The organism is Propioniciclava flava, assembly GCF_004126535.1.
GTDB classification, from domain to species: domain Bacteria; phylum Actinomycetota; class Actinomycetes; order Propionibacteriales; family Propionibacteriaceae; genus Propioniciclava; species Propioniciclava flava.
In genome coordinates, this window is the sequence record NZ_PPCV01000005.1 from 148,149 (window position 1) to 174,523 (window position 26,375).

At 67.4% G+C, this 26,375-nt stretch carries 25 protein-coding genes; 18 read left to right on the forward strand and 7 right to left on the reverse strand.

Translation table 11 applies throughout. From position 1 onward, the window contains the following. Nucleotides 1-8: 8 nt before the first annotated feature. From C1706_RS08620 to C1706_RS08635, 4 genes are read left to right on the forward strand one after another with little or no spacing between them, the layout of a single operon-like run. Nucleotides 9-1,583, forward strand: a complete 1,575-nt coding sequence (locus C1706_RS08620; RefSeq protein WP_129458949.1) for an ABC transporter ATP-binding protein — start codon at nt 9-11, stop codon at nt 1,581-1,583. Further along, complete coding sequence (locus C1706_RS08625; protein ID WP_129458837.1) at nt 1,576-2,739, forward strand: ABC transporter permease; 1,164 nt, start codon at nt 1,576-1,578, stop codon at nt 2,737-2,739. Before C1706_RS08620 ends, C1706_RS08625 begins: the two co-directional genes overlap by 8 nt. After that, a complete protein-coding gene (locus tag C1706_RS08630) occupies nt 2,736-4,034 on the forward strand; it encodes an ABC transporter permease (protein WP_129458838.1) in 1,299 nt (432 codons plus the stop codon). The genes C1706_RS08625 and C1706_RS08630 overlap by 4 nt, the downstream gene beginning before the upstream one ends. A gap of 5 nt (nt 4,035-4,039) precedes the next feature. Further along, a complete protein-coding gene (locus C1706_RS08635) occupies nt 4,040-4,453 on the forward strand; it encodes a cytidine deaminase (protein WP_206661052.1) in 414 nt (137 codons plus the stop codon). A 13-nt stretch (nt 4,454-4,466) separates the two neighbouring features. Here C1706_RS08635 and C1706_RS08640 read toward each other — a convergent pair whose 3' ends face one another. Next, nucleotides 4,467-4,682 (reverse strand): hypothetical protein, encoded by a 216-nt coding sequence (locus C1706_RS08640; RefSeq protein ID WP_129458840.1) that lies wholly within the window; start codon nt 4,680-4,682, stop codon nt 4,467-4,469. Then, nucleotides 4,682-5,914, reverse strand: a complete 1,233-nt coding sequence (locus C1706_RS08645) for an inorganic phosphate transporter (RefSeq protein ID WP_129458841.1) — start codon at nt 5,912-5,914, stop codon at nt 4,682-4,684. Before C1706_RS08645 ends, C1706_RS08640 begins: the two co-directional genes overlap by 1 nt. Nucleotides 5,915-6,021: 107 nt before the next feature. On the opposite strand from C1706_RS08645, the gene metG reads away from it, so the two are divergent. Beyond that, nucleotides 6,022-7,812, forward strand: a complete 1,791-nt coding sequence (gene metG, locus C1706_RS08650; protein WP_129458842.1) for a methionine--tRNA ligase — start codon at nt 6,022-6,024, stop codon at nt 7,810-7,812. A gap of 27 nt (nt 7,813-7,839) precedes the next feature. Here the strand turns inward: metG and C1706_RS08655 are convergent, their stop codons facing one another. Both C1706_RS08655 and C1706_RS08660 read right to left on the reverse strand, forming a co-directional pair. Then, entirely contained in the window at nt 7,840-8,829 is a 990-nt protein-coding gene (locus C1706_RS08655; RefSeq protein ID WP_129458843.1) for a bile acid:sodium symporter family protein, read from the reverse strand. A 9-nt stretch (nt 8,830-8,838) separates the two neighbouring features. Further along, nucleotides 8,839-11,037 (reverse strand): DUF4185 domain-containing protein, encoded by a 2,199-nt coding sequence (locus C1706_RS08660; RefSeq protein ID WP_129458844.1) that lies wholly within the window; start codon nt 11,035-11,037, stop codon nt 8,839-8,841. Between the two features lie 74 nt (nt 11,038-11,111). Between C1706_RS08660 and C1706_RS08665 the strand changes: the two genes are divergently transcribed. Beyond that, nucleotides 11,112-11,870, forward strand: coding sequence for a maleylpyruvate isomerase N-terminal domain-containing protein (locus C1706_RS08665; protein WP_129458845.1), 759 nt, complete (start codon nt 11,112-11,114; stop codon nt 11,868-11,870). Between the two features lie 5 nt (nt 11,871-11,875). Further along, on the forward strand, nt 11,876-12,673 hold the full coding sequence (locus C1706_RS08670) for a TrmH family RNA methyltransferase (protein ID WP_129458846.1): 798 nt from the start codon (nt 11,876-11,878) through the stop codon (nt 12,671-12,673). A gap of 6 nt (nt 12,674-12,679) precedes the next feature. Here C1706_RS08670 and def read toward each other — a convergent pair whose 3' ends face one another. Further along, the gene (gene def / locus C1706_RS08675) at nt 12,680-13,270 is read right to left on the reverse strand and encodes a peptide deformylase (protein WP_129458847.1); all 591 of its coding nucleotides are present in this window, start codon (nt 13,268-13,270) and stop codon (nt 12,680-12,682) included. Nucleotides 13,271-13,329: 59 nt separating this feature from the next. On the opposite strand from def, the gene C1706_RS08680 reads away from it, so the two are divergent. Next, nucleotides 13,330-14,331 carry a tyrosine recombinase XerC gene (locus C1706_RS08680; protein WP_284690560.1) on the forward strand — a complete coding sequence of 334 codons (1,002 nt, stop codon included), beginning with the start codon at nt 13,330-13,332 and terminating at the stop codon, nt 14,329-14,331. Nucleotides 14,332-14,354: 23 nt separating this feature from the next. Here C1706_RS08680 and C1706_RS08685 read toward each other — a convergent pair whose 3' ends face one another. Beyond that, on the reverse strand, nt 14,355-15,323 hold the full coding sequence (locus tag C1706_RS08685) for a M23 family metallopeptidase (RefSeq protein ID WP_129458848.1): 969 nt from the start codon (nt 15,321-15,323) through the stop codon (nt 14,355-14,357). 362 nt (nt 15,324-15,685) lie between these two features. On the opposite strand from C1706_RS08685, the gene rpsB reads away from it, so the two are divergent. The 7 genes from rpsB (at nt 15,686) to C1706_RS08720 (ending at nt 21,641) form a co-directional block, all read left to right on the forward strand. Beyond that, entirely contained in the window at nt 15,686-16,585 is a 900-nt protein-coding gene (rpsB, locus tag C1706_RS08690; RefSeq protein ID WP_129458849.1) for a 30S ribosomal protein S2, read from the forward strand. A 39-nt stretch (nt 16,586-16,624) separates the two neighbouring features. Then, nucleotides 16,625-17,437: a translation elongation factor Ts gene (gene tsf, locus C1706_RS08695; RefSeq protein WP_129458850.1), complete on the forward strand. Its 813-nt coding sequence runs from the start codon at nt 16,625-16,627 to the stop codon at nt 17,435-17,437. Between the two features lie 123 nt (nt 17,438-17,560). After that, entirely contained in the window at nt 17,561-18,271 is a 711-nt protein-coding gene (gene pyrH / locus C1706_RS08700; protein WP_129458851.1) for a UMP kinase, read from the forward strand. Between the two features lie 63 nt (nt 18,272-18,334). After that, nucleotides 18,335-18,856 (forward strand): ribosome recycling factor, encoded by a 522-nt coding sequence (frr, locus tag C1706_RS08705; RefSeq protein ID WP_431830694.1) that lies wholly within the window; start codon nt 18,335-18,337, stop codon nt 18,854-18,856. Then, entirely contained in the window at nt 18,856-19,728 is an 873-nt protein-coding gene (locus C1706_RS08710; RefSeq protein WP_129458852.1) for a phosphatidate cytidylyltransferase, read from the forward strand. Before frr ends, C1706_RS08710 begins: the two co-directional genes overlap by 1 nt. A gap of 12 nt (nt 19,729-19,740) precedes the next feature. Continuing rightward, nucleotides 19,741-20,913 carry a dual-specificity RNA methyltransferase RlmN gene (rlmN, locus tag C1706_RS08715; protein WP_129458853.1) on the forward strand — a complete coding sequence of 391 codons (1,173 nt, stop codon included), beginning with the start codon at nt 19,741-19,743 and terminating at the stop codon, nt 20,911-20,913. Nucleotides 20,914-20,918: 5 nt separating this feature from the next. Beyond that, a complete protein-coding gene (locus C1706_RS08720; RefSeq protein WP_164987494.1) occupies nt 20,919-21,641 on the forward strand; it encodes a YwaF family protein in 723 nt (240 codons plus the stop codon). Here C1706_RS08720 and C1706_RS08725 read toward each other — a convergent pair. Beyond that, nucleotides 21,638-22,714, reverse strand: a complete 1,077-nt coding sequence (locus C1706_RS08725; protein WP_129458855.1) for an LOG family protein — start codon at nt 22,712-22,714, stop codon at nt 21,638-21,640. The genes C1706_RS08720 and C1706_RS08725 overlap by 4 nt on opposite strands. 17 nt (nt 22,715-22,731) lie before the next feature. Between C1706_RS08725 and dxr the strand changes: the two genes are divergently transcribed. From dxr to ispG, 3 genes are read left to right on the forward strand one after another with little or no spacing between them, the layout of a single operon-like run. Then, nucleotides 22,732-23,898, forward strand: a complete 1,167-nt coding sequence (gene dxr / locus C1706_RS08730) for a 1-deoxy-D-xylulose-5-phosphate reductoisomerase (protein WP_129458856.1) — start codon at nt 22,732-22,734, stop codon at nt 23,896-23,898. Then, the gene (locus C1706_RS08735; protein WP_129458857.1) at nt 23,898-25,181 is read left to right on the forward strand and encodes a M50 family metallopeptidase; all 1,284 of its coding nucleotides are present in this window, start codon (nt 23,898-23,900) and stop codon (nt 25,179-25,181) included. Before dxr ends, C1706_RS08735 begins: the two co-directional genes overlap by 1 nt. Nucleotides 25,182-25,189: 8 nt before the next feature. Beyond that, entirely contained in the window at nt 25,190-26,338 is a 1,149-nt protein-coding gene (ispG, locus tag C1706_RS08740; protein WP_129458858.1) for a flavodoxin-dependent (E)-4-hydroxy-3-methylbut-2-enyl-diphosphate synthase, read from the forward strand. Nucleotides 26,339-26,375 lie beyond the last annotated feature (37 nt).

Here is a 26,375-nt window from a genome sequence, read left to right on the forward strand (position 1 = left end):
AGGGGGGAATCACCACAGTGGAGCCGGACACACGCCCGAGCGGACTTGAGCTGCGGGGAATCACAAAGCGGTTCGGGTCATTCACCGCGGTAGACCACGTCGATTTGGACGTGAGACCAGGCGAGATCCACTGTCTTCTTGGCGAGAACGGCGCTGGGAAGTCCACCTTGATGAACGTGTTGTACGGGCTGCTGGAGCCCGACGACGGCGAGATCATCATTGACGGCTCCCCGCGCACCTTCGCCAATCCGCGCGAAGCGATGGCGGCCGGGATCGGCATGGTCCACCAGCACTTCATGCTGGTGGACGTCTTCACCGTGACCGAGAATCTGATGCTGGGCCGCGAAGGCGGCCCGGTGCTGAACCCTGGCGCGGCACGCAAGCGCGTCCAAGAACTCTCCTCCCGCTACGGCATGCCGGTGGAACCGGACGCTCTCGTCGAAGATCTACCCGTCGGCGTCCAGCAACGGGTGGAGATCCTCAAAGCGCTGGCCAACGACGCCCGCTTCCTCGTTTTCGACGAGCCCACCGCCGTTTTGACGCCCCAAGAGATCGACGACTTGATGCGCGTCATGCAGTCGCTGCGCGACGAGGGCAAGGGCATCGTTTTCATCACCCACAAGCTGCGGGAGGTGCGAGCGATCGCCGATCGCATCACCGTCATGCGTCGCGGGGCGATCGTCGGTCAGGCGCAGCCCCACAGTTCCGAGGCCGATCTCGCCGAACTGATGGTCGGTCGCGCTGTTGACCTGCGTGTCGGCAAGGCCCCCGCGCATCCGGCGGGGACCCGCCTGGCGGTGCGGGATCTGCGGGTCGCGAACTCGGCCGGCGGCATCGTGGTCGATGGGCTCAGCTTCGACGTGGCGGGCGGCGAGATCCTGTGCGTGGCCGGGGTCCAGGGCAACGGCCAGTCCGAGCTTGCCGACGCCCTGTTGGGGAACATCGCCCCGCTCAGCGGCGAGATCCTCATGGACGGCGTGAGCTTGGCCAAGGCGTCCCCGCACGCCACGATCACCGCCGGGATGGGATTCGTCCCCGAGGATCGCGAGACCGACGGGTTCGTCGCCTCGTTCAGCATCGCCGAAAACCTCATCCTCAACCGCTCTACCGACGCCGAGTTCGCGACGGGACTGGCGCTCAACTGGGGCGCGATCCGTGACAACGCCGAGGCCCGCAAGGAAGAGTTCGACATCCGGGCGCAATCGGTGTCGGATCCCATCTCCAGTCTGTCGGGTGGCAACAAGCAGAAGGTGATTTTGGCGCGCGAACTGAGCCGTCCACTCGCCGTGCTCGTGGCGAGCCAGCCCACCCGGGGCGTGGATGTGGGGGCGATCGAGTTCTTGCACAAGCGGATCGTCGCCGAGCGCGATCAGGGGACCGCCGTCTTGCTGGTCTCCACCGAACTGGATGAGGTCGAGGCGCTCGCTGATCGTGTTTTGGTGATGTACCGCGGGACGCTGGTGGGCATTGTGCCTCCCGACACACCGCGCGAGGTTCTGGGCCTCATGATGGCGGGCGTCCCGTTCGAGGAGGCCACCAAGGTGGAGGCGGCCACGCCGACGAAGGAGGACTTCCATGGCTGAGGCCGCGACGTCGCAGGTGTGGCGTGAGCGAGGCAGGACGGCGGCGATCACCGCGGGGTCCATCGTGCTGGCGTTGCTGGCCGGGGCGGTGCTGATGGTCGTGTCTGATCCTGACGTCATCACCCAGTACGCCTATTTGTTCACTGCACCGGCGCTGCCGCTGGGGGCCACGTGGGCCAAGGTGTCTAACGCCTATGGTGCGCTGCTGCTAGGTGCTATCGGGTCCCCCAATGCGCTCGCGGAGACGGCCTGGCAGGCCGCCCCGCTGATCTGCGCCGGGCTCGGCGTCGGACTGGGCTTCCGGGCCGGTTTGTTCAACATCGGCGCTCAAGGCCAGGCCATCTGGGGATCCATCGCTGCGGCCTATCTTGGGTTCACCCTTCACTTGCCCCCTGTCATCCACGTGATCGTCGCCGTGATCGGAGGCCTCATCGCCGGCGCCATCTGGGGCGGCATCGTGGGGTTCCTCAAGGCGCGCACCGGAGCGCATGAGGTCATCGTGACCATCATGTTGAACTACGTGGCGTTGCAGGCGCTGTCGTGGCTGCTCTCCACCCCTGCCTTCCTGCGTCCCGGACGCGTCGACCCCATCGCGCCGGTGATCGCCGAGACCGCCGCCTTCCCGATCCTGTTTCGACAACTCAACGTCGGCTTCTTCGTTGCGCTGGCGGCGGCGGGCGCCGTGTGGTGGCTGCTGGACCGTTCGACGCTGGGGTTCGCCATTCGGGCGGTGGGCGCCAACCCGGCCGCAGCGGGAACAGCTGGCATGAACGTGCCGAACGTCACCATCATCACGATGGCGTTGTCGGGGCTCCTGTGTGGGCTCGCGGGCGTGCAGTACGCACTCGGGCCGGGCGCAGACCTGGTCGCGACACCCTTGTCCATCGGGCTGGTCGGGACGGTGGGCTTCGACGCCATCACCGTGGCGCTGCTGGGCCGCAGCAAGCCGCTGGGGACCGTCTTCGCGGGTCTGCTGTTCGGTGGCCTGCATGCGGGCGGGCTCGCGATGCAAAGCATCGCCCAAACGCCCCTGACACTCTCCACGGTGCTGCAAGCACTCATCGTCTTGTTCGTTGCGGCACCCGCCCTGGTGGGTGCGCTCCTGCCGAAGGTCAAGGCGCCCGCTACTACCAGCCTCGTGGGAGGTGAAGCATGACCACGGTTGATCCGATGTCGCTGATGGACGATGCCCCGATCCATCTCGAGGTCACCGAATCCCGCGCTGCGCGGCGTGCCCGGCTCTCCACAGGCGGGCTGCTGGTCGCGCTCGGAGCTGTGTTGGCCTTGCTCGCCTTCGGCGCACGCGGGGACGCAGCTTTCGCCTTGTCGGACGCCTTCGCCACGGTCCCGCTCCCGACCATCGTGGTGCCCGGTATGGCGACGGCGCTCATGTGTGGTTTCCTCACGGCCATCGTCGGGGCCGGGTTCTTAAGTGGGAAGCTCACCGGCTCCCTGCGAACATGGGCAGCCGTGGTGGCCGGGTTCGCCGTGGCCTTTGGATTCATTGCGTGGGCGGGCTCAGGCAGCGCGTTCCCGTTCCCCGTCGCGAATCAGTTGTCGGGGACGATCGTGCTGGCCACGCCGCTGGTGTTCGGCGCGCTGGCGGGCGTCTTGTGTGAGAACGCGGGTGTGGTGAACGTGTCCATCGAGGGCGAGTTCCTCGTGGCAGCGTTCACCGCCGCGACCGTGGGGTCGATCACCGGCTCCCTGGTGGCGGCTTTGATCGCGGCTATGGCTGCGGGGGTGGCGATGGCGGCGCTGCTGGCACTGTTCTCGATCAAGTACCTCGTCGACCAGGTCGTCTTGGGCGTGGTGCTCAACCTGTTGGCCTCCGGCATCACCGGCTTCTTGTTCGATCAACTCATCCAGCCCAATAGCGCGACATTGAATGCGGCACCTCAGTTGCCGCGCGTGGCGATCCCGGGGCTTTCGGCCATCCCCTTGCTGGGGCCGGCGTTGTTCAATCAGTCACCGCTGGTCTATCTCGCCGTCCTGGCGGTCGTCGTGGTCGCGCTTCTGCTCTACCGGACCAGGTGGGGGCTTCGCGTCCGTTCTGTGGGGGAGCACCCCGAGGCCGCGGACACGGTGGGGATCAACGTTCGGCGTACCCGGTGGATGGCGGTCCTCGTGGGCGGGCTGTTCGCTGGTCTCGGCGGCGCCTACTTCACCATCGGTTCCACCGGCGGATTCATCAAGGACATCACGGTCGGTAACGGCTTCATTGCGCTCGCTGCGGTGATCATGGGCCGGTGGCATCCGGTGCGGGCCGCGTTCATGGCCCTGTTCTTCGGGTTCGTGACTCAGCTGGCTTCGCAGTTGCAATCGCTCAACGCACCCATGCCCAGTCAGTTCCTCTTGATGCTCCCGTACCTGGCCACCATCGTGGCCGTGGCCGGGCTGATCGGACGCTCGCGCGGCCCCAAGGCCGACGGCGTCCCCTACACGAAGTGATGACGATGCACGAGGGAGGCCCCGCAACGTCTCCGGTTGATTGGGAGGCGCTGCGGGCCTTGGCCCGGGCTGCTTGTGCCCGTGCCTATGCGCCGTATTCGGGGTATCCCGTCGGGGCGGCAGCCCTCGTGAGTGATGGCCGTCTGATCAGCGGATGCAACGTGGAGAACGCCGGATACGGGGTGACGTTGTGCGCCGAATGCGGTCTGATTGGTGACCTCATCAACGGTGGCGGTGGACGCCTGGTGGCCTTCACGTGCTGCAACCGGGACGGGGCGCAGATCATGCCGTGCGGTCGGTGTAGGCAACTGCTGTGGGAGCACGGGGGAGCGACGCTGCTCGTCGATACCCCTCAGGGCGTGTGGTCGATGGACCGCGTCCTGCCCCAGGCCTTCGGCGCGGAGGATCTCGCGCTCTAGGCCTGGGCCGTGCCTAGATTTTGTAGCCCAGCCCGTGGGCGACGATGACGGCGATCCCGGCGAACACGGACACCCCGACGACGGCGTAACTGGCGATCGCCCAGCCGAGCCGCCCAGAGGCGTGCGCACGAACGCCCAGGCTGAACAGGGCGGGAAGCCCCGCCCCCAGCAGCAGGCCGACGGCGACGACCTTCCACACGGCGTCCAAAGCGGCGAGAAACTGCCCCATCAGGAACCCACCTTCTGGCTGGCCGACTCCGACAAGGGGGCGGGGGAGTCGGGCACCTCCCAGGCGTCGTTGACGTTGTCGGGGTTGACGGGGGCCTGGCGGCTGTGCAGGAACATCCACAGCGCGAGGGCCGCCATCACCGCCACGGTGAACAGGGGACCCCACCAGTCGCCCAGAGCATGAGCCCCCAGCCACAGGGCTGCGCCCACGGCGGCGGATGCGGGCAGCGTGATGACCCAGGCGATGGCCATGCGTCCAGCCAGCCCCCAGCGGACCGTCGCCCCCTTGCGTCCCATGCCCGAGCCGAGGATCGACCCGGTGGCCACATGCGTGGTCGACAGCGCAAAGCCCAACTGGGAACTGGACAAGATGACGGCCGCAGAAGCCGCTTCGGCGGCCATGCCTTGGGGTGAGGAGATCTCCACCAGGCCCTTGCCCATCGTCCGGATGATGCGCCAGCCCCCGATCCAGGTGCCCGAGGCGATGGCCAGCGCGCAAGCGACCTTGACCCACAAGGGGATCTCGTGGGTGCTGGTCCACGCGCCGGACGCGATCAACGCCAAGGTGATGACGCCCATGGTTTTTTGTGCGTCATTGGCGCCGTGGGCAAGAGACACCAGCGACGCGGTCCCGATCTGTCCCCACCGGAAGCCCCGCTCCATGGTGGCTTCGGCCACGCCGCGCGAAATCCGGAACACCAACCAGGTGCCGACGGTCGCGACGAGCGCCGCGATCACCGGGGACGCGATCCCTGGAAGGATCACTTTGCCGACGACGCCGTCGAGCGTCGACCCGCTCCCGATCCACTTCACGGATTCGACGCCGAGGCCCGCAATGGTGGCGCCGACGAGACCACCGAACATGGCGTGGGAGGAGCTCGACGGGAGGCCGCGCAGCCAGGTGAACAGGTTCCAGGTGATGGCACCGGCCAGACCGGCCAACAGGACCAGCAACAGGGAGTGTCCGCCGTCGGCCAGCAGGTCGGCCCGCGGCGTCCCGTCAGGGTTTTGGATCCGGACGATCGCATTGGTGACGGTCAAGGCAACCTCGACCGACAAGAAGGCGCCCACCAGGTTCAAAGCGGCGCATAAGAGGACGGCAACGCGTGGTTTCAGGGCGCCGGTTGCGATCGAGGTCGCCATGGCGTTGGCCGTGTCATGGAAGCCGTTGGTGAAGTCGAACGCAAGGGCGGTACCCACCACCAGGATGAGAAGGACCAGCTCAGGGGTCACCCTTTGATGGTAACCATGTTGAGGTCTCCAGGTCACCTTCCGTACAGGTGCGGTCCACCGGGTTGCCACGGGCACGGACGGTGAGGGTCAGGCCATAGAATCCGGGCATGACTTCTCGGATCCTCACCTGTGCTGCGTGGCCGTACGCGAACGGCCCCCGGCACATCGGACACGTGTCCGGTTTCGCCGTTCCGGCGGACGTCTTCGCGCGGTATCAGCGCATGGTGGGCAAGGACGTGCTGATGGTGTCGGGCACCGACGAACACGGCACCGCGATCCAGGTGAAGGCGGACGGCGAAGGCCTGACCGCACGCGAGACCGCCGACAAGTACCACCGCATCATCGTGGAGGACCTTCAGGGGCTGGGGTTGTCGTATGACCTCTACACCCGGACGACGACGCTGAACCATGCCACGGTCGTGCAGGAGTTGTTCCGGGCGCTGTACGACAACGGATATGTGGTCGCGCAGCGGCAGTTGGGCGCCATTTCTCCCTCGACGGGCCGGACGCTGGCCGACCGCTACATCGAGGGCACGTGTCCGATCTGTGGCTACGAGGGCGCCCGCGGCGACCAGTGCGACAACTGCGGAAACCAACTCGACCCCATCGACCTGATCAACCCCCACAGCCGGATCAACGGCGAGGTGCCCGAGTTCATCGAGACCGAGCACTTCTTCTTGGACCTTCCCGCGTTGGCCGACGCGTTGCAGGCCTGGCTGGGGACGCGGACGGACTGGCGTCCCAACGTGATCCGGTTCTCCACCGAGTTCGCCAAGGATCTCAAGCCTCGCGCCGTGACCCGCGACCTTGACTGGGGCGTCCGGATCCCGATCGACGGTTGGCAGGACGCCGATATGAAGCGCATCTACGTGTGGTTCGACGCGGTGACGGGCTATCTGTCGGCGTCGGTGGAGTGGGCGCGTCGCGTCGGCCGTCCGGACGCGTGGAAGGACTGGTGGACCAACGAGGGCGCCGAGTCCTACTACTTCATGGGCAAGGACAACATCACCTTCCACACCGTGATCTGGCCCGGCATGCTGATCGGTGCCAACGGGGAGGGCTCGCGGGGAGGCTCGCCGAGTTCCTTCGGCGTCTTGGATCTTCCGACGGAGATCGTCAGTTCGGAGTTCTTGACCATGTCGGGGTCGAAGTTCTCCAGTTCCCGCAACAAGGTCATCTACGTGCGCGACTTCTTGGCCGAGTTTGGCCCCGACGCCCTGCGCTACTACATCGCGGTCGCGGGCCCTGAAAACCAAGACACCGACTTCACCTGGGACGAGTTCGTGCGCCGGGTGAACTTCGAGTTGGCCAACGAGTGGGGCAACCTGGTCAACCGGTCGATCTCGATGGCGCACAAGAACGTGGGCGCCATCCCGGAGGCGGGGGAACTCACCGCGGAGGATCGCGCCTTGCTGGACGCGTCCACGGCGGCGTTCGCCACGGTCGGCGCTTTGCTGGAGCGCGCGCGGTTCAAGCAGGGGATCAGCGAGGCGATGCGTGTGGTGTCCCTGGCTAACAAGTACCTCTCGGACCAGGAGCCGTGGAAGAAGAAGGACGACCCTGCTCGACGCGACACGATCCTGCACGTTGCCTTGCAGGCCGTCTCCGATTGCAACACGCTGCTGACCCCCTTCCTCCCGCACGCCGCCCAGAAGGTGTTCGAAGCGCTGGGCGGAACGGGCGTGTGGGCGGCGCAGCCGCAGATCGTGGAGGTGGACGAGGAAGGCGGCCCGTCCTACCCGGTGCTCATGGGCGATTACGCGGGTGAGGCCGCGCGGTGGCACTCCGTACCGATCCTGGCAGGCACCCCGCTGGCCAAGCCGACGCCGATTTTCGCGAAGCTGGACGAGACGTTGGGCCAGACCGGGCCTTCGTGGGCGCCGGTGGCCGAAGCCTGAGCGCTTCCCTGTGACGGTTGCGGCCGCTCAGCCTTCGGGTTGGGCGGCCGCAACGGCATTCGCCTGCCGCGCGTAGCGCGTGGCGAGCCACGAGCAGGCCATCAACTGCGCCTGATGGAAAACCATCAGGGGCAACATGATCAGCCCGATCGGGGAGGACGCGAACAAGACGGTCGCCATGGGCAGCCCCGTAGCCAGCGACTTCTTCGTCCCACAGAACTGGATCGCGATGGCGTCGCCGCGATTGAAGTGGAGGCGACGCGCGCCCCACCAGGTCAGCCACAGCATGAACACCAGCATCACCAGGCACACCCCGATCAGCGCGGCGATGTCGGTCAGCCCGACCATGTGCCAGATGCCTTCGCGGACGCCTTCGGAGAACGCCGAGTAAACGACCATGACGATGGAGGCTTGGTCGAACAGCTTCAGCTTCTTGTGCTTGGCGACGAAGTCGGCGGTCCACCGCCGCGACAGCTGACCCAGGATGAAGGGCAGCAGGATCTGCCCCATCAAATCGAGGATCGAGTCGAAGCCGACATTCGCCTGCCCGGACGTATTCATCAAGGCGATGGCCAGCAGGGGGGTCAAGAACACGCCCAGCAGGTTGGAGGCCGACGCGCTGACGATTGCTCCGGCGACGTTGCCGCGCGCGATGGAGGTGAAGTTGATGGAGCTCTGCACCGTTGAGGGGCACAGCGTGACGTAGACCAACCCGGGGATCAGCGAGGGTGAGATCACCTGGGCGGGCAACTGGGCGATCAGCAAGCCGACGACGGGAAACACCACGAAGGTGCACGTCAGGATCATCAGGTGCAGCCGCCAGTGGGTGAGCCCGGCGAGCGCCTCGCGCGGGTGGAGGCGGGCACCGTAAAGGAAGAAGAGGCAAAAAATGGCGACCTTGGTGGCCCACGACAACACGACCGCCCCGATTCCGGCCGCAGGCAGGAACGTCGCCGTGAGCGCCGCCGCCACGATCGCGAGCAGGAAGTAGTCAGGTTTGAACTTGGGGAGCGCCACTCGGCAACCCTAGCCCGGCGTCACGCCCAGCAGGGTGAGGTCCGCAGCACTGAGGTGGTGTTCCATGAGCACCACCTGGTAGGGGTTCCAGGTGGACAGCGTGTACCGCAGCGCGACGCCGTCGGCGTGCGGGCGGGAGTCGTACAGGTAAGGCGCGTAGGCGCCGCCGGGGCGTCCTGCTTGCGCGGCGAAGATGGCGTCCCCCACCGGATCGTCGTCGTGAAAAGCGCGAATGAACCGCCGGGAGGGATCATCAAAGGACAACCCTTCAGCGATCCAGTCGAACAGCACGAGACGCTCGCTCCAGGGCCCCCACGGCAGCGTCGACAGACGCAGGACGACGGCGCCTCCCGCTGCGTCTTCGGGATCGCTCATGCTCAACAAGGCGTAGGCACCCAAGGCTGCGACCCAGCGCACGCTCACCTCACCGAAGGCGCCCCGAACCAGCGGGACCGCGTCCGTCTCGGCGACCGACCAGGACGGGACGCCACGATGCACCCCCGACAGGTAGGCCAACCGCGGGGAGGTGAGGTCGGCGGAGGGATCCAGGACGGCGAACCGGAGGTCGTCGGCGCGATAGGAGCCCGACCCCCACAATCCGATGAGCCCCTGGGAGGCATCGGGGAACGGCAGATGGGGCAGCTCGGCGGGAAGCCGTTGAGCGGAGACGTTGATGAAGGACAGGTCGGAAAGCTGGGCCAGCGTCGTGAACCGAAAGGGTCGCCGCGTGCGGCCCGTGATTGCACTTGGGCGATCGTCGGCGCGGGCCAGCAGGGAGCGTCCCATCACCTGGTGGCGAGCGAAATGGTTGGACGAGGTGAACACATACCACTGGCCGGCGTGGGTGAAACCGTCGAGGGGAACGTCGTACTCGGTCATCGTGGTGCCGTGGCCGCGAAACCGCAGCGGGCCGCCGTGGAACTCAAAGCGGGGGGCGGCACCGTCGGGATCGTGGATGAGTGCCAAAGCGTCACGGGTGGCCCACCGTTTGCGCTGCCAATGCGTGTCCCCAAACAGCATCACCGACTGATCCCCGACCTCGACCCGCACCCCCAGATCGGTTCCTCGCACCCCGGAGGTGGAGTGCGAGGAACTCAGCGTGCTGCCGGTGCTGTTCCCTCCTGGTTGGGTGTCGTGTTCGCCGCTGATCTGAGCGACCTTGTGCGACGGGGCCTGGGCCCGCAGTACCGGGCCGACCGAAGGCACGCGCAGCGCCGCGGCCCGGACCCAGCGTGCGGACGCGGCCCGGGCGCGCGGCTGCTCACGGTGCCACAAGAAAAGACCGTCGTCCTCGGCGACGAGCGCCTGCACCCAGCCGCCCGGACCAGAGAAGGCCTGACGAGTGCCGCCCAAGTTCAGCGCCCCCAACCCGAGACGCGACGCATCCCATCCGCCGCTCAGTGAGGTGACGCTCAAGGCCACAGAGCGCACCTGCGCGTGCCCGGCCAAGGCAGGGAGCGCGTCGGGCATCGGCGTCCACGAGGACGCCGTGGCTGACCCACGCCACCACGACACCCCGGTGTCTGGCTGAGGAAGAGCGAGCCACGCCTGCCGAGGAGCCGCCGATACGAGCGCGGGGGAATCGGAGAGGGACGCGACGCGATGCTGAGGCGTCCACCCCGTGCGTGGCTGCCCGATCACGATCTGCACTTCCTCACCTTGAGGGAGCGCGACGACGAGGCGATCGCCAAGGATGGTGAGAGCGGGCGTCCCGTTGGTCTGGCCGAGGAACTGCCCCGCCTGCCACGACACCGCATCACGAGAGAACCAATGGCGTGCCCGTCCCGCCTGCGCGATCACGGCGTGCAGGGTCCCCGCGTGTGCAGCGAGCGCCACCGCCTCACCCGCGCCCAGGCAGGCGACGTGCTGCCAGGGCGAGGCGTCCACGCTGGGATCGTGCGTCCAGGCTGCGACCCCCTCCTGGCTGGGGATGAGCGCAACCAACGCACCGGGACGCCAGCGGGGCCCCCATCGGTCGGGGCGCTGCGCCAGCGCAGCCGGGGCGAGGCACGACGTCGTCACCGTCGCGGCGCGTACCCATCCCCGGTCGGGTCGACCCTGAGAACGGACGTAGTGGTCCACGATCGCGGCGTCCTCGCTGCGGCGCACCAGCGCTTCCAGCCGGGGCGCGCGCAGCAAGGCGCGCCAGCGTCCGGTGTCGCCGGGGACCGAGGACTGGATCAGGCTGGAGGATCCGAGAAGCAGCACCTCGACACGATAGCGAGGCGTCCCGATCGGAAGCTCGTCTGGGAGGCGGGCCGTGAGCAACTAGGGTGTCGGCCATGATCGAGGTGCAGGATGTCCGGGACATGGGGGAGGCGCTCGGCAATGCCGGTGCCGTGCTGCGCGCGAATGCCGGTAGCGCAGGGCTGAATGCCCCCGTTCCCACCTGCGCCGGCTGGAGCGTCGCTGATCTGGTGGCTCACACTGGGCAGGTGCACCGCTGGGCTGCCGCTCAGTTGGCCCACCGGCCTCTGCAGCCGGAGGCCGAGGTGCTGGCCGAGGCGGCCTTGGTGCCCGACCTGCTCGACTGGCTGGACGACGGCCTCGTCGATCTCCTCAACGTGTTGGCCACCACACCCGCCGACGCGGAGGGTCCCTTCTTCCTGCCGGGGGCGCCGCGCCTGCGGGACGCCTGGCTGCGGCGGATGGTGCACGAAACCTCCGTCCATGCGATCGATGCGATGGCGGCCCGGCTGGGCCGTGAGGTGACGGCGTCGCAGGTGTGGTTGTCCCCAAGCCTGGCCGCCGATGGGGTGGACGAGTTCCTCACCGGTTTTCTGGCGCGCGATGCGCCGCTGCGGGCCGACTCGCCCCGCCGGGTCCGCTTCGACGCCACCGATGTGCAGCGATCCTGGCTGGTCCGCTTCGACGCCGACGCGGTGGTGACCACCCGGCTCGATGCGGAGGAGCCCGCCGACGTGGTCGTCACGGGCACCGCGCGGGAGCTTTACCTGCAGGTATGGAACCGGGGCGAAGGGGGAGCCAGCACCGACCCCCAGTGGTGGGCCACCTGGCGCTCGGCCGTGCGGGTGCTCTGAGGCGCATGCGCATCACGATCACCGATCCTGGCGACCCCCGGCTGTCCGACTATGTGGCCCTGCGCGACACCAGCCTGCGTAAGGCCGTCGAGACCGAGCGCGGCCTGTTCATCGCCGAGGGGGAGAAGGTCATCCGCCGGGCGCTGGAGGCGGGTTATCAGCCTCGCTCCTTCCTGCTCGCTGAGCGTTGGCTCCCCGGGCTCGCCGACGTGCTGGCCCCGCACGAGGACGTGCCGCTCTACGTCGTGACCGAGGACATGGCCGAGGCCGTGACCGGTTTTCACGTCCACCGGGGCGCCTTGGCGTCTCTGCATCGCCGCCCGCCCACACCGATGGCGGATTTGTTGGGTGCGCGTCGCCTGGTCGTCGCCGAAGACATCGTCGATCACACCAATGTGGGGGCGCTGCTCCGTAACGCCGCCGGGCTGGGGTGGGACGGGGTGCTGCTGGCCCCCCGAGCCGCAGATCCTCTCTACCGGCGGGCGATCAAGGTCAGCATGGGCACCGTGTTCTCGTTGCCGTGGGCGCGGGTCGACGACTGGGCGAGCGCGCTGCCGCGCCTACGGGAGGCGGGCTTTACCGTGGTGGCGCTCGCTCTCACGCCCGATGCGATCAGCCTGGACGCGTTCGTGGCGGCGGGCGTCCCCGACAAGGTGGCTGTCGTGGTGGGGACCGAGGGCGACGGGCTGTCGCAACGATGGATCGATCAGGCAGATGCCGTCGTGTCGATCCCGATGCAGCACGGCGTCGACTCGCTCAATGTCGCGGCAGCGACAGCGGTCGCGTGCTGGGCCCTGCGCTGAACGATCTCACTCGTCGCCGGTGACCTTCTTGGGGTGCACGGGCCAGTCGGCGGGGTAGAGGTGCGCCAGATCGTTCTTTTGCTGCTCGAGCTTGCGGAAGGAACGCGCCGAGAGCCGGTCGCCGAACACCGTGCCATTGAGGTGATCAGTCTCGTGTTGAAGGCAGCGCGCCAGCAGGCCGGTGCCCTCAACGGTGATCTCCTCGCCCCACGGGTCCTGCCCGACGCAGGTGGACAAGTCCGGGCGGGCCAACGGCTGGTAGCCACCGGGGAAGGACAGGCAGCCTTCCTCGGTCGATTCCAGGTGTCGAGCCTTACCCGTCGGCGTGGTCACCACCGGATTGCAGAACGCCCCGGCTTGGATCCGGTCGTCCCCATCGGGGCACTCGTAGACGAACAAGGCGATGCCGCGCCCCACCTGTGTCGCGGCCAAGCCGACACCGTTGGCGGCACGCATGGTGGCGAACATGTCGCGGACGAGCGTGCGCAGGTCGTCGTCGAACTCGGTGATCGGTGCGGTCTGCTCATGCATCACCGGCTCACCCCAGCGAGTGATGGGCAGCACAGTTCCACCGGTCATCAAGTCGGTGATGGGCATTACGGGACTCCTTGCGTGGCAGCGTTTCGACAACGGGGCCATTCTGGCACGCTGACGCCATGGAGCCTGTGACGCGCCCGCCGCGTGAGGGCGAGCGACCAGACGAACCGCAAGGCCCGCAGACGCCACCGCCTGCCGAAGTCCCTCAGGGTTTGATGCAGGCCTCGACTGCCTGGGGCGAGCATCTCCATTGGGAAAGGAACTTGGCCGAGCACACCCGGCGCGCCTACGCCGGGGACCTCGACGACCTGGCCACCTGGGCGGCCCGTCACGGGGTCGGGGCATGGGGCGAGGTCGATCATCGGCTGTTGCGGGCCTGGCTGGCCGACCTGCATCGGCGAGGTGCCGAACGCGCGACGATGGCGCGGCGCGCGACCGCAGCCCGGATGTTCTTCCGTTGGGCCCAGACACGGGGATACACCCGAGCCAACCCGGCGAGCGCCTTGGAGGCGCCGCGAACCGACCGGGCGTTGCCGCCGACACTGGAGCGGGGCGCGGCCACCGATCTCTTCACGCACCTCGAGGACGCCGTGGCCCAGGCGACAGACCCCAAGACTGAAGCGATGGCCCAACGCGATCTGGCCATGATCGAAGTGCTGTATTCCTGCGGCCTGCGGGTCGCCGAGTTGTGCAGCCTGACCCCCGATCAGATCGACTGGGATCGTGATCTTCTCCACGTGGTGGGCAAGGGCGACAAGGAACGCAGCACCCCCGTGGGGCGACCCGCCGAACGCGCCTTGCAGGCCTGGCTGGGCGTCCGGCCGCGCCTGGCGGCCGCTGGCGTGGCGGAGGTCTTCGTGGGGGCACGGGGCGCTGCCATCGACCCGCGCGTCGTGCGGCGTGTGGTGCATGCCGCGCTGGCGGCGATCCCCGAGGCGCCCGACCTGGGCCCGCACGGCCTGCGTCACGCGATGGCCACGCACCTGCTGGAAGGTGGGGCCGACCTGCGTAGCGTTCAGGAGATGCTCGGGCACGCGTCGTTGGCGACGACCCAGATTTACACCCACGTCACCAACGAACGCCTGCGAGAGGCGTTCCGTCAGGCCCATCCACGAGCCTGATCGGCTCTCGCCGGTCGGCGTGATCACCCCAGCCATGGCAAGGGATCGACCTGGCGTCCGTTTGCTTTGACGCTGAAATGCAGGTGACACCCCGTCGACCACCCGGTGCTGCCCATGGTCCCGACCTGCTGACCTCGGGTGACCTGATCACCCACCCGCACGCGATAGCCCTGGGCGTGCAAGTAGACGGTCTGGAGGTTCACCCCGTTGACCCTCCCGTGATCGAGGATGAGGCGCCAACCCCCCGAAGAATCGAACCCCATGTGGCTCACCCTGCCGTCGGCAGCGGCCGACAGCGGTGTGCCGCAGGCGTTCGACAAGTCGATGCCGGCATGGAGTCGCCATTCGTGAAAGATCGGGTGAAAGCGTGGCCCAAAGCGTGAACCCAGCCGCGCGTCGGCAGGGCGTCCCAACGCTCCTTGCCCTGCGAGGAGAGCATCCGGCGTCAGTGCAGGGAGCGCCTGCGCGGCCTCGGCACGTTCCCGGACCCGGCGACCCACGGCCTCCGCCGCCGAATCAGGCAGCAAGAGGGGAGCCTCCTGGGTACCCGGAAGAGGGTCCAGATACGTGTCGCCGCGCTTGAGTCCCCAGTGCAGGCACGCCGGAGCAGGGCACGGCTGATGCCCGGCGTCCAGAACGCCGAGAGGATCGCCTTGCTTGACCCGCTGCCCGACCGGCACCGTCGCCGTGACGGGCTCCAAGGTGGTGCGAGTGTCGCCGTGGTCAAGGACCAAGACGGCTCGCCCGGCCAGTGTTTGGGCATACGTCACCACGCCGTCGCGGGGAGCCACGATGACGTCGCCTGGCTGGCCCGCCACATCGATGCCCCGGTGACCGGACCCCCAGGCCACCTCGGGAGGGTCGAATCCGCGAACGACGGCCCCAGACAAGGGCCAGCCTCCTGCCGCGTGGGCCGGTGGAACCTGGCCGAGAGCGATCAGCCCGATGAGCAGCGCCGTGGCCCACACACGGCGCGCAAACGTGGCAGCCATGAGAACTCCTTTCGCTCCCCACACAGGTATCGGGGGTGCCGGAACGTTAGGCGGCCCGCGTCACGGCCCCCGGGCATCAGTGCCGGGCCGAACGCGATCACAGGGCAGCGGTCGCAGAAGACCGGACGGAGAGTTGGAGGGATTTGGTGAGGCCCCCGGGCAGGGCCGTAAGATAGAGGCAGCGACCCGGCTGGCGCCGGATCGACTACGCGTGCAGACCACCGTCTTCTCACCATCGGTCCCCGACAGGGGGCGGCGAGGGGCGCTGCACCAGGCAGGGCCGATGGTCGGTCCTGAACAACCGAGACTGGCATCACCATGCCCGCGCCTGTGCGCGAGTGATGCCGCAGAAAGGAACGGCCATGGCCGTCGTGACCACGCGTCAACTGCTGGAAAGTGGTGTCCACTTCGGGCACCAGACCCGCCGCTGGAACCCGAAGATGAAGCGCTTCATCCTCGGCGAGCGCAACGGCGCTTACATCATCGACCTGCGCCAGTCGCTGACCTACATCGACAAGGCTTACGGCTTCGTCAAGGAGACCGTCGCGCGCGGCGGGCAGATCTTGTTCGTCGGTACCAAGAAGCAGGCTCAGGAAGCCATTGCTGAGCAGGCGACCCGCGTCGGGATGCCCTATGTCAACCAGCGCTGGCTGGGCGGCATGCTCACCAACTTCGCCACGATCTCCAAGCGGACCGCGAAGATGAAGGAGCTCGAAGCTCTCGACTTCACCAACGCGGCGGGCTCCGGCCTGACGAAGAAGGAACTCCTCCAGGAGGAGCGCAAGAAGGACAAGCTCGAGAAGACCCTGGGCGGCATCCGCGACATGCACCGCCTCCCGCAGGCCGTGTGGATCGTTGACACCAAGAAGGAGCACCTCGCCATCGACGAGGCGCGCAAGCTGCACATCCCGATCGTCGGCATCCTCGACACCAACTGCGATCCCGACGAGGTCGACTACGCGATCCCGGGCAACGACGACGCCATCCGCTCCGTCGCCCTGCTGACCCGCATCATCGCCGACGCCGCCGCCGAGGGCCTGCTGCAGCGCAGCCAGGGTGGGGCATCGGCTGGTACCACCGAAGCCGAGCCGATGGCTGAGTGGGAGCGCGAACTGCTTGGTGCAGCCGCCGTTGAGCCCACCACGTCCGAGGCTGAGGCGCTGGAGGGCAGCGACGTCCAGGGCAACGAGCTCGTCGACGAGGTCGAGGGCGGCATCGCCCAGGCCGACGCCGTCGACGCCCCCGCGTCCGACGCCAAGTGACCCTTACTCACCTGTTCAACGAAAGCGAGTTACGACGTCATGGCGATCACTGCCGCTGATGTGAAGAAGCTCCGCGACGCCACCGGCGCGGGGATGATGGACGCCAAGAAGGCCCTCACCGAGGCCAACGGCGATTTCGAGGCTGCCACCGAGATCCTGCGGGTCACCGGTGCGGCCAAGGTGAGCAGCCGCGCCGACCGTGAGGCCAGCAACGGTCTCGTGGCCGCCGCTGGTACCACGCTGGTGCAGCTGGGTGCCGAGACCGACTTCGTCGCCAAGAACGAGGAGTTCGTGTCGCTGGCTGCCGCGATCGTCGATGCGGTTCAGGCCGCAGGCGCCGCTGATCTGGAGGCCGCCAAGGCCGTCCAGTTGGGTGACGTCACCATCGAGGAGGCTGTCTCCACCCTGTCCGCGAAGATCGGCGAGAAGCTCGAACTGGCCCAGGTGGCGACGTTCGAGGCTCCCGCTGCGGTCTACCTCCACCGCCGTAGCCAGGACCTGCCCCCGCAGGTCGGCGTGATGGTCGAGTACGAGGGCACCGAGGACGACGAGTTCGTTCGCGGTATCGCGATGCAGATCGCGGCCATGAGCCCCCAGTGGCTCGACCGCGACGCGGTTCCGGCCGAGGTGATCGAGAAGGAGCGTCACGTCGCCGAACTGACGGCCAAGGAAGAGGGTAAGCCCGAGCACATCATCGGTCGCATCATCGATGGACGCCTCAACGGCTTCTTCAAGGACGTCACGTTGCTGGAGCAGCAGTCGGTGTCCGATGACAAGAAGACCGTGGGGCAGTTGCTCAAGGACAACGGTGTGACCGTGAAGCGGTTCGTCCGCTTCTCCGTCGGCGCCTGAGATCCACGCAATCCACTACAGTGGCGTGCGCCTCCGGGGAGAATCCCGGGGCGCACGCCACCGCCGCATCCGGGCCCTGTCAGCTCCCGCCTGCGGTGAGCACCCGCCGATGAAGGAGTCCCGATGGCCGCGTACGACCGCATCTTGCTGAAGCTGTCCGGGGAGGCGTTCGGGGGTGGGGCCGTCGGCGTCGATCCCGACATCATCGGCGGCATCGCCGAGGAGATCGCTGAGATCTCGCGCGGCGGCACCCAGATCGCCATCGTCACCGGTGGAGGCAACTTCTTTCGCGGCGCCCAATTGCAGCAACGTGGGATGGAACGCCGTCGCGCCGACTACATGGGCATGCTCGGCACCGTCATGAACTGCCTGGCCCTGCAGGACTTCCTGGAGCAGGCAGGCGTCGAAACGCGCGTGCAGACGGCCATCACGATGGGTCAGGTTGCCGAGCCCTACATTCCGTTGCGCGCCGTCCGTCACATGGAGAAGGGGCGCGTCGTCCTGTTTGGGGCGGGCTCGGGTATGCCGTTCTTCTCCACCGACACCGTTGCCGCGCAACGCGCCCTCGAGGTCGGGGCGCAGGTGCTGCTGATGAGTAAGAACGGCACCGATGGCGTCTACGACAGCGACCCGAAAACCAACCCTCAGGCACGTCGCTACGACGAACTGACCTACACCGATTTCCTCTCCCAGGACCTCAAGGTGGCCGACGCCACCGCGATCAGCCTCGCGCGTGACAACGGGCTTCCCATGGTCTTCTTCGACCTCGGGGTTCGCGGCAACATCGCCCGGGTGGTCAATGGTGAGAAGATCGGTACCACGGTCCACGCCTGACCACGATTCTTGACGAAGGGAACCGACGTGATCTCCGAGATCCTCTCCAGCGCCGAACAGAAGATGAAGGCCACGGTCGAGCATGCCAAGGAGGAGTTCGCCGCCATCCGCACGGGCCGCGCTCACCCGGCCATGTTCAACAAGATCATGGTGGACTACTACGGCAGCCCGACCCCGCTGCAGCAGTTGGCCACCTTCCAGGTGCCGGAGGCGCGCGTGGTGCTGATCAGCCCGTTTGATCGCGGCTCCATGAACGACATCGAGAAGGCCATCCGGGATTCCGACCTTGGCGTCAACCCGGCCAACGACGGCCAGCATGTGCGCATCGTCTTGCCGCAGCTCACCGAGGATCGCCGCAAGGAGTACGTCAAGCTCGCCAAGTCCAAGGCCGAAGAGGGGCGCGTCGCGGTTCGCGGCAACCGCCGTAACGCCGTCGATGCCGTGAAGAAGCTCGAAAAGGACAAGGAGATCGGCGAGGACGACGCCCGCGGCGCCGAGAAGCACCTCGATCAGCTCACCAAGAAGTACGAAGAGCAGATTAACGAGCTTTTCAAGGCCAAGGAAGCGGAACTGATCGAGGTCTGATGACCGACACCGCAGCCCCGCCCCCCAAGAAGCGGTCGGCGGGGCGCGACCTGCCCGCCGCGATCGCGGTCGGGGTCGGGCTGGTCGCCATCGTGGTCGCCACGCTGGCGTGGTGGCATTGGGGGTTCATTCTTCTGGTGGCGGTCGCCCTCTCGCTGGGGGCCATCGAGTTATCGAACGCGCTAGCCCGCCTCGGTATGCGCGCCGAGATCGTGCCCATCGTCATCGGTACGACCGCGATGGTGATCGGTACCTACGCTGCGGCTACCGGCGTCGGGTTCCGCCTGATGTCGTGGCATTCCGTCTTGTTGACGTTCCTCGGGGCGACTGTGTTGGCGGTCTTGATCGTGCGGTTCCCCCGTGGTCACGAGAACTTCGTGCGCGATGCTGCCGCGTCGGTGTTCATCATCGGCTACATCACGTTGCTGGGTTCCTTCACGGCGCTGATCCTCGCGGGTGAGCAGGGGGCCGCCCGCATGGTGACGTTCCTGCTGTGCGTGGTCGCGAACGACACCGGTGGGTATGTGGTGGGCGTGCTGTTTGGCCGCCGGCCGTTGGCCCCAGCCATCAGTCCGAAGAAGACCTGGGAGGGGCTGGCTGGGTCGGTGCTCTTCGCGTGCGTGGTCGGCGGTCTGCTTGCTGCGTTCGTGCTGGGGGTCGCCTGGTGGATCGGGGTGATCATCGGCGTGGTGTGCGTATTCTTCGGCACCTGCGGGGATCTCATCGAGAGCGCGGTCAAGCGCGATGTTGGCATCAAGGACATGAGTTCTTTCCTGCCTGGGCATGGTGGAGTCATGGATCGCATCGACGCGATGCTGGTGGCCGCCGCGCCCGCCTGGCTGGTCATGTACCTGTTGGTCCCCGGCGGGTAGCCTGTCTGCGCCATGACCCATGATCTGACTCCCGCCGAGCGCGCACACGCCGACGAACTGGAGGCGCACGCGCGCGCCGGACGCGTCCTGCCTCTCGTCTTCGATGCCCCCCGCCGCGGAAAGCCCCCGCGGCATTGGGCCGACCTGGACCCCGACGAACGGCGGGCGGCCGTGACCACCGCGGGACTGCCCGCCTTCCGAGCCTCACAATTCGATCGTCACTACTACGCAGACGCGAACGCGGACCCGGACACGTGGACCGACCTTCCGGCCGCCCAGCGTGACGCCATCAAGGCGACGTTCTTCCCGGATCTGCTGCACGAGGTGCGCATGCAGACCGCCGATGAGGGCACGACGCGCAAGACCTTGTGGCGGCTCCACGACGGAAACCTGGTCGAGAGCGTCCTCATGGAGTACGGCGTCCCGGGCAAGCCCGGCAGCGGAACCGGGCGTCATCGCGCGACGCTGTGCATCTCGTCGCAGGCGGGCTGCGGCATGGCGTGCCCGTTCTGCGCGACGGGCCAAGGCGGGCTGCAACGCAACCTGTCGACGGCCGAAATCGTGGCCCAGGTAGTAGCCGCCTCGGCGATTGTTCGGCTCAACAATGTGGTCTTCATGGGCATGGGCGAGCCGATGGCGAACTACGGGGCCATCACGGGGGCCATCCGCCGCATGGTGGACGACATCGGCATGTCGGCGCGCGGGATCACCGTCTCCACGGTGGGACTTGTGCCCCGCATTCGGGCGCTCAGCGATCTGGGCTTGCCCTTGACGTTGGCCGTCAGCCTTCACGCTCCCGACGATGAACTGCGCGACACCCTCGTGCCCATCAACACACGGTTCAGCGTTGGCGAGGTCGTCGGAGCCGCCCACGACTACTTTGAGGCGACGGGCCGCCGGGTCTCCATCGAGTACGCCCTCATCCGTGACGTCAACGATCAGGCCTGGCGCGCGGACGCGTTGGCGGACTTGCTGGCAGGGCAGGGGCGGGGGACCGGCTGGGTGCACGTCAATCCGATCCCGCTCAACCCGACACCCGGCTCCAAGTGGACGGCCTCGCGCAAGCGAGACGAGCACGAGTTTGTGCGGCGCCTGCAGTCGGCCGGGATCGCCGCCACGATCCGGGACACGCGTGGCCAGGAGATCGACGGCGCCTGCGGACAGTTGGCCGCCAAGGAGCGCTGAGGCGTGTGAGGCTCGCGGACGCTTTCGCGGCCCGGGCGTCGGGCCCCGGATTCGTTCTATTTGGGCGCCAGCACCTGAGCGCTGTCGCGGTGACCTCTGCGGGTCTGGCCACGTTGATGACGGTGGGGCGCCGGCTGGGCCCGCGCGGAAGGCGGAGAGTTCGGCGTGTTCTGGCGGGTGCGTTGGTGGGCCAGGAGGTGAGCTTTCACGCCTGGCGATGGGCGTGCGGGACGTGGAACGTCCGCGAGATGTTGCCGTTGCACCTGTGCTCGGTCCTGGTGTGGGGTGGTGCCGCGACGCTAATCCACCCGACACGTTTGGGCGATGAGGTGGTCTGGTTCTGGGGACTGGCGGGGGCTCCTCAGGCCCTGCTGACTCCCGATGTGGGGGAGTATGCGGCCCCTCACTACCGGTTTTTCCAGTTCTTTGTCAGCCATGGGCTGGTCTTGACCGTGCCGCTGTGGCGCGTGTGCGTGGAAGGATACCGACCCGATGCCGCCGGGGCGCGGCGTGCGTTCTTTGCGCTACTCGCGCACGCCGGTGTGGTCGGTGTGATCAACGCGCGCCTGGGGAGCAACTACCTCTTCGTCAATCGCAAGCCGGACACGGCGAGCGTGCTCGACAAGCTGCCCCCGTGGCCGAAATACCTCCCGATCCTCGCGGGCATCGCGGCAGGAGTGTTCTGGCTCGCGCAGGCCCCCTTCACGAGGCGACGGCATGCCGGTTAGGTGAGGACGGCAAAGACCTCATCGAGGCTGTCGACCAGATGGATGGAGGATTCCATCAGTCGTCCGGCGGCCAGGGCTTGCAGCAGGGGCCAGGCGGGAACCTCGGTCGTCCAGTAGTCGACACCCAGCAGGACCATGGGGCGAATCTGGTGGCCTTCGAGCGCATAGTAGTTCCGGGTGAGCGCCTGGAAGATCTCCTGCGTCGTGCCCGCACGCCCGGGTACGTACACCAGGCCAGCCCCGCACAGCCGCAACAAGATGTCCTCACGGATCGCGTTGTCGAAGTACTTGGCGATGACGGTCCCAAACACGTTGGGCGGCTCATGGCCGTAGAACCAGGTCGGGACGCCGACATTGAGCCGAGTGCAGTCGAAGCGCTCCTTAACGGACAACCCACGCGAGGCCCACGGGCTGGGGTCGGGGGAGTAGGTCGGCACGTCCGCCAGCAGGTGGCAGGCCTGCGCGAGGTCGGCGTCGGATCCCCGCAAGGACGCGCCCAGGTTGGCCGCCTCCATGGCGCCGGGGCCACCACCGGTGAGCACGAGCAGCCCGGCCTCGGCCAGCCCGCGCCCCAGGTGCGCCGCACGCGTGTAGTCCGCCGAGCCCCGCGCGACGTTGTGGCCGCCCATGATCCCGACCCCCATGCCGGGAGTGGGAACGAGATCGAGGAGGGCGTCACTGACGAAGTGGTCGTGGAGGGCTTGCGCCAAGGTGGCGTCCAGCAGGGAGGAACGTTCCCGCAATGCCCAGTTGTAAATGCGCGCGTCCGGCGTGGCGTTGTAGCCGTCCTGAAGCTCCTGGTACAGCTCGGCGGCGGTGTAAAGCGCCGGACGGTAGGCGTCGAAGGGAACCTGGGGCAGGCGCGGAAAGACGGCGGCGCCGCGAGCGGCCAGGTCAAGTGCTGAGCGGTGCTTGAGGCGGCAGCCGAGGAAGAAGGCGTTGTGGACGGGAACCCTGGCCAGCACGTCGGCGCGGCCACGCAAGTCAAGGGACTGCGCCAGGCAGCCCGCCAAGGATTGCTCGGCCCGGATTTGTGCGTCGAACTCCTCCAGAGTCTCGATCTCGCGGCGCATGGTGAGAGACTAGCGGGGTGCGTCATGTGGTGATCCTCGGCAGTACCGGCTCTATCGGCACGCAGGCCCTGGAGGTGATCGGCGCACGGCGTGACGAGTTCACCGTGGTGGCCCTCACCGCAGGGGGAAGCCAACTCGCACTGCTGGCCGAGCAGGTACGGACGTTCACCCCGCGCCTGGTCGCCGTTCCCACGGACGCCGTTGCTGACGCCTTGCGCGCGCTGGTGCCCGATGTGGCCGTCGAGATTGTGGGTGCAGGCGGCAACGAGCGCGCGGCCCGGATGCCCGCCGACGTCGTCTTGAATGCGATCACGGGGGCGGCTGGGCTGGTGGCGACGCTGGCGACGTTGGAGGCGGGCACCACGTTGGCCCTGGCGAACAAGGAGAGCCTGGTCATCGGCGGACGCCTCGTGACCGATGCTGCCGCGCCGGGGCAATTGGTGGCCGTCGACTCGGAGCACTCCGCTTTCGCGCAGGCACTGCGGGCGGGGCGAGGCGAGGAAGTGCGCCGGCTGATCCTTACCGCCTCGGGCGGGCCGTTCCGGGGTCGCTCCCGTGCCGAACTAGCCGACGTGACACCGCAGCAGGCTTTGGCGCACCCGACCTGGAACATGGGCCGCGTCATCACCATCAATTCGGCGACTCTCATCAACAAGGGCCTGGAACTCATCGAGGCGGCCTTGCTCTACGGCGTCGATCTCGATGACGTCACCGTCGTGGTTCACCCCACCAGCGACGTTCACTCGATGGTCGAGTTCGTCGACGGGGCCACCATCGCCCAAGCGAGCCCGCCCGACATGAAGCTCCCCATTGCCTTGGGCCTCACCTGGCCCGATCGGGTGCCCGGCGCTGCACGTGCGTATGACTGGAGCGTCCCGCACACCTGGTCGTTCGAGCCGCTGGATGACGTGGCTTTCCCCGCCGTGAAGCTCGCACGCACCGCAGGCAAGGCGGCAGGAACGGCCCCGGCGGTCTACAACGCCGCGAACGAGATCTGCGTGGACGCCTTTTGCGCTGGTCAGATCGGTTTCTTGGACATCGTGGATACCGTGGAGGCCGTGGTGATGGAGCATCTGGGCGACGGCCACGTCGCCGACGCGGACCTCACCGTCGACGCCGTCTTGGCCGGCGACGCGTGGGCACGCGCCCGTGCCCTGGAGCGTGTTTCGGGGGCAGCCTCCTGATGGACATGTTCGCGACGGTGGCTTTCGGGCTGCTGTTCTTCGTCTTGCTGATGGCTTCGGTGGCGCTGCACGAAGTCGGACACATGGTGCCGGCCAAGCTGTTCGGCGTCCGGGTGCCGCAATACTTCGTTGGGTTCGGCAAGACGCTGTGGTCGCGGCGGTGGGGCGACACCGAGTACGGCGTCAAACTGTTCCCGCTCGGAGGGTTCGTGCAGCTTCTTGGCATGTACCCGCCGCGCAACCCCGCAGCCAAGCAGACCTGGCTCCAGCGGTTCGCCGACGACGCGCGGAGCTACGAGTGGGAGAACATCACCCCCGCCGACGATGGTCGACTGTTCTACCAGCAGCCGGTGGGCAGGAAGCTCATCATCATGGCCGGTGGGATCGTCATGAACCTGTTCTTGGCCTTCGCGATCCTGCTGGGCGTCTACGGCTTGCACGGCACCTACCAAGACGCCCCGATCGTGGCTGGGGTGCAGCAGTGCTACCTCACCACGCCGCGCGCTGATACCACGTGCCGGGCGGGCGACCCGGCCACCCCCGCCGCGGAGGCGGGCCTGCGTCGCGGGGATCGCATCACCGCGTTCAACGGCGTGGCAGTCACCTCGTCGGCGCAACTCACGTCCCTGATTCAAGCCAACGGCGACCAAGAGATGACGTTGGTCATCGAGCGTGACGGAGCGAGCGTCACGCTGCCGACCGTCCACAGCATCACCGTGGCGGCGACGGACCCCACCGATGCGTCCAAGACGATCTCCGTGGGTTACCTGGGTTTCGTGCGCGGGCGGGAACTCGTGCGCGGCGGCCCCGTCGAGGTGGTGCGTGACATGGGCACCATGACCACGCAATCGCTCAGCGCTCTCGCCCAGTTCCCCGTCAAGGTGTGGTCGGTTGCCACCGATGTGGCGATGGGGAAGCCGCGCAGCGCCGAGGACCCGGTCAGCATTGTGGGGGCGAGCGTCACGGCCGGTCAGGCCGCCACCCTCGCCGACACGCCCGTCTCAGATCGGGTCGCCATGTTCGCCACCATCCTCGCGTCGGTGAACTTGTTCTTGGCACTGTTCAATCTCGTGCCCCTGCCGCCGCTGGACGGCGGGCACATCGTCGGGGCCCTGTGGGAGGGCCTGCGACGAGCCTTCGCTACGCTCACCAAGCGGCCCGATCCGGGCCCGGTCGACACCGCCAAGATGGTGCCGATCGCGTACGCGGTGGGAGGATTCCTCCTGTTGTGCGGCGTCGTGTTGATCGTGGCCGACATCGTCAGTCCGGTGAAGATCTTCTAAGGAGAGTCATGCCCGCCATCAACCTCGGTATGCCCGCTGCGCCCGCCCCTGTGCTGGCACCCCGCGCACCGACGCGCCGCATCAACGTCGGTCGGGTGCCCGTGGGTGGGGGTGCCCCGATTTCGGTGCAGTCGATGACCACCACGAAGACCACCGACATCAACGGCACGTTGCAGCAGATTGCGCAGTTGACCGCTGCTGGGTGCGACATCGTGCGGGTGGCCGTCCCCAGCCAAGACGACGCGGATGTGCTGCACATCATCGCGAAGAAGAGCCAGATCCCCGTCATCGCGGACATCCACTTCCAACCCAAGTATGTGTTCGCTGCCATCGACGCTGGCTGTGCTGCGGTTCGGGTCAACCCGGGCAACATCAAGCAGTTCGACGACAAGGTGGGCGAGATCGCCAAGGCCGCCACCGACGCGGGAGTCTCGTTGCGCATCGGCGTGAACGCCGGGTCGCTGGACAAGCGCCTCCTCGCCAAGCACGGTGGTCCCACCGCGGACGCGCTCGTCGAGTCGGCGCTGTGGGAGGCGTCCCTGTTCGAGGAGTACGGGTTTCGCGACTTCAAAATCTCGGTTAAGCACAACGATCCGATCGTGATGGTGCAGGCTTACCGCAAGCTCAGTGCCGCCTGCGATTACCCGCTCCACTTGGGTGTGACCGAGGCTGGCCCCGCGTTCCAGGGCACCATCAAGAGCGCCACGGCCTTCGGCATTCTGCTCGCGGAGGGCATCGGTGACACGATCCGTGTGTCGCTGTCCGCCCCGCCGGTGGAGGAGGTCAAGGTCGGCCAGAAGATCCTGGAGGCGCTGAACCTCAAACAGCGTCAGATGGAGATCGTCTCCTGCCCCGGCTGCGGGCGGGCTCAGGTGGACATCTGGGGGCTGGCCAATGACGTCACCGACGGGCTGGAGGGGCTCACCGCGCCGTTGCGCATCGCTGTGATGGGCTGCGTGGTCAACGGGCCAGGGGAGGCTCGCGAGGCCGACCTGGGTGTTGCTGCGGGCAACGGCAAGGGACAGATCTTCATCAAGGGTGAGGTCATCAAGACGGTTCCGGAGTCGGAGATCGTGGCCACGTTGATCGAGGAAGCCAACCGGCTGGCCGCCGACATGGAGCACACGGGCGAAGCCCCGCAGGTCACTGTCGTGTGAGGCGGGGGCGGCGACGCGGGTGGAGCAGGAGAAGATC

Coding starts and splice junctions, on each gene's coding strand:
- C1706_RS08685 (WP_129458848.1), bottom strand. CDS start 15,323: ATGGCTGCCACGTTTGCGCGCCGTGTGTGGGCCACGGCGCTGCTCATC.
- def (WP_129458847.1), bottom strand. CDS start 13,270: ATGCCCATCACCGACTTGATGACCGGTGGAACTGTGCTGCCCATCACT.
- ispG (WP_129458858.1), top strand. CDS start 25,190: ATGCCCGCCATCAACCTCGGTATGCCCGCTGCGCCCGCCCCTGTGCTG.
- C1706_RS08725 (WP_129458855.1), bottom strand. CDS start 22,714: ATGCGCCGCGAGATCGAGACTCTGGAGGAGTTCGACGCACAAATCCGG.
- C1706_RS08635 (WP_206661052.1), top strand. CDS start 4,040: ATGCACGAGGGAGGCCCCGCAACGTCTCCGGTTGATTGGGAGGCGCTG.
- frr (WP_431830694.1), top strand. CDS start 18,335: ATGAAGGCCACGGTCGAGCATGCCAAGGAGGAGTTCGCCGCCATCCGC.
- rlmN (WP_129458853.1), top strand. CDS start 19,741: ATGACCCATGATCTGACTCCCGCCGAGCGCGCACACGCCGACGAACTG.
- C1706_RS08710 (WP_129458852.1), top strand. CDS start 18,856: ATGACCGACACCGCAGCCCCGCCCCCCAAGAAGCGGTCGGCGGGGCGC.
- rpsB (WP_129458849.1), top strand. CDS start 15,686: ATGGCCGTCGTGACCACGCGTCAACTGCTGGAAAGTGGTGTCCACTTC.
- C1706_RS08625 (WP_129458837.1), top strand. CDS start 1,576: ATGGCTGAGGCCGCGACGTCGCAGGTGTGGCGTGAGCGAGGCAGGACG.
- pyrH (WP_129458851.1), top strand. CDS start 17,561: ATGGCCGCGTACGACCGCATCTTGCTGAAGCTGTCCGGGGAGGCGTTC.
- C1706_RS08680 (WP_284690560.1), top strand. CDS start 13,330: ATGGAGCCTGTGACGCGCCCGCCGCGTGAGGGCGAGCGACCAGACGAA.
- tsf (WP_129458850.1), top strand. CDS start 16,625: ATGGCGATCACTGCCGCTGATGTGAAGAAGCTCCGCGACGCCACCGGC.
- C1706_RS08735 (WP_129458857.1), top strand. CDS start 23,898: ATGGACATGTTCGCGACGGTGGCTTTCGGGCTGCTGTTCTTCGTCTTG.
- C1706_RS08670 (WP_129458846.1), top strand. CDS start 11,876: ATGCGCATCACGATCACCGATCCTGGCGACCCCCGGCTGTCCGACTAT.
- C1706_RS08640 (WP_129458840.1), bottom strand. CDS start 4,682: ATGGGGCAGTTTCTCGCCGCTTTGGACGCCGTGTGGAAGGTCGTCGCC.
- metG (WP_129458842.1), top strand. CDS start 6,022: ATGACTTCTCGGATCCTCACCTGTGCTGCGTGGCCGTACGCGAACGGC.
- C1706_RS08665 (WP_129458845.1), top strand. CDS start 11,112: ATGATCGAGGTGCAGGATGTCCGGGACATGGGGGAGGCGCTCGGCAAT.
- C1706_RS08630 (WP_129458838.1), top strand. CDS start 2,736: ATGACCACGGTTGATCCGATGTCGCTGATGGACGATGCCCCGATCCAT.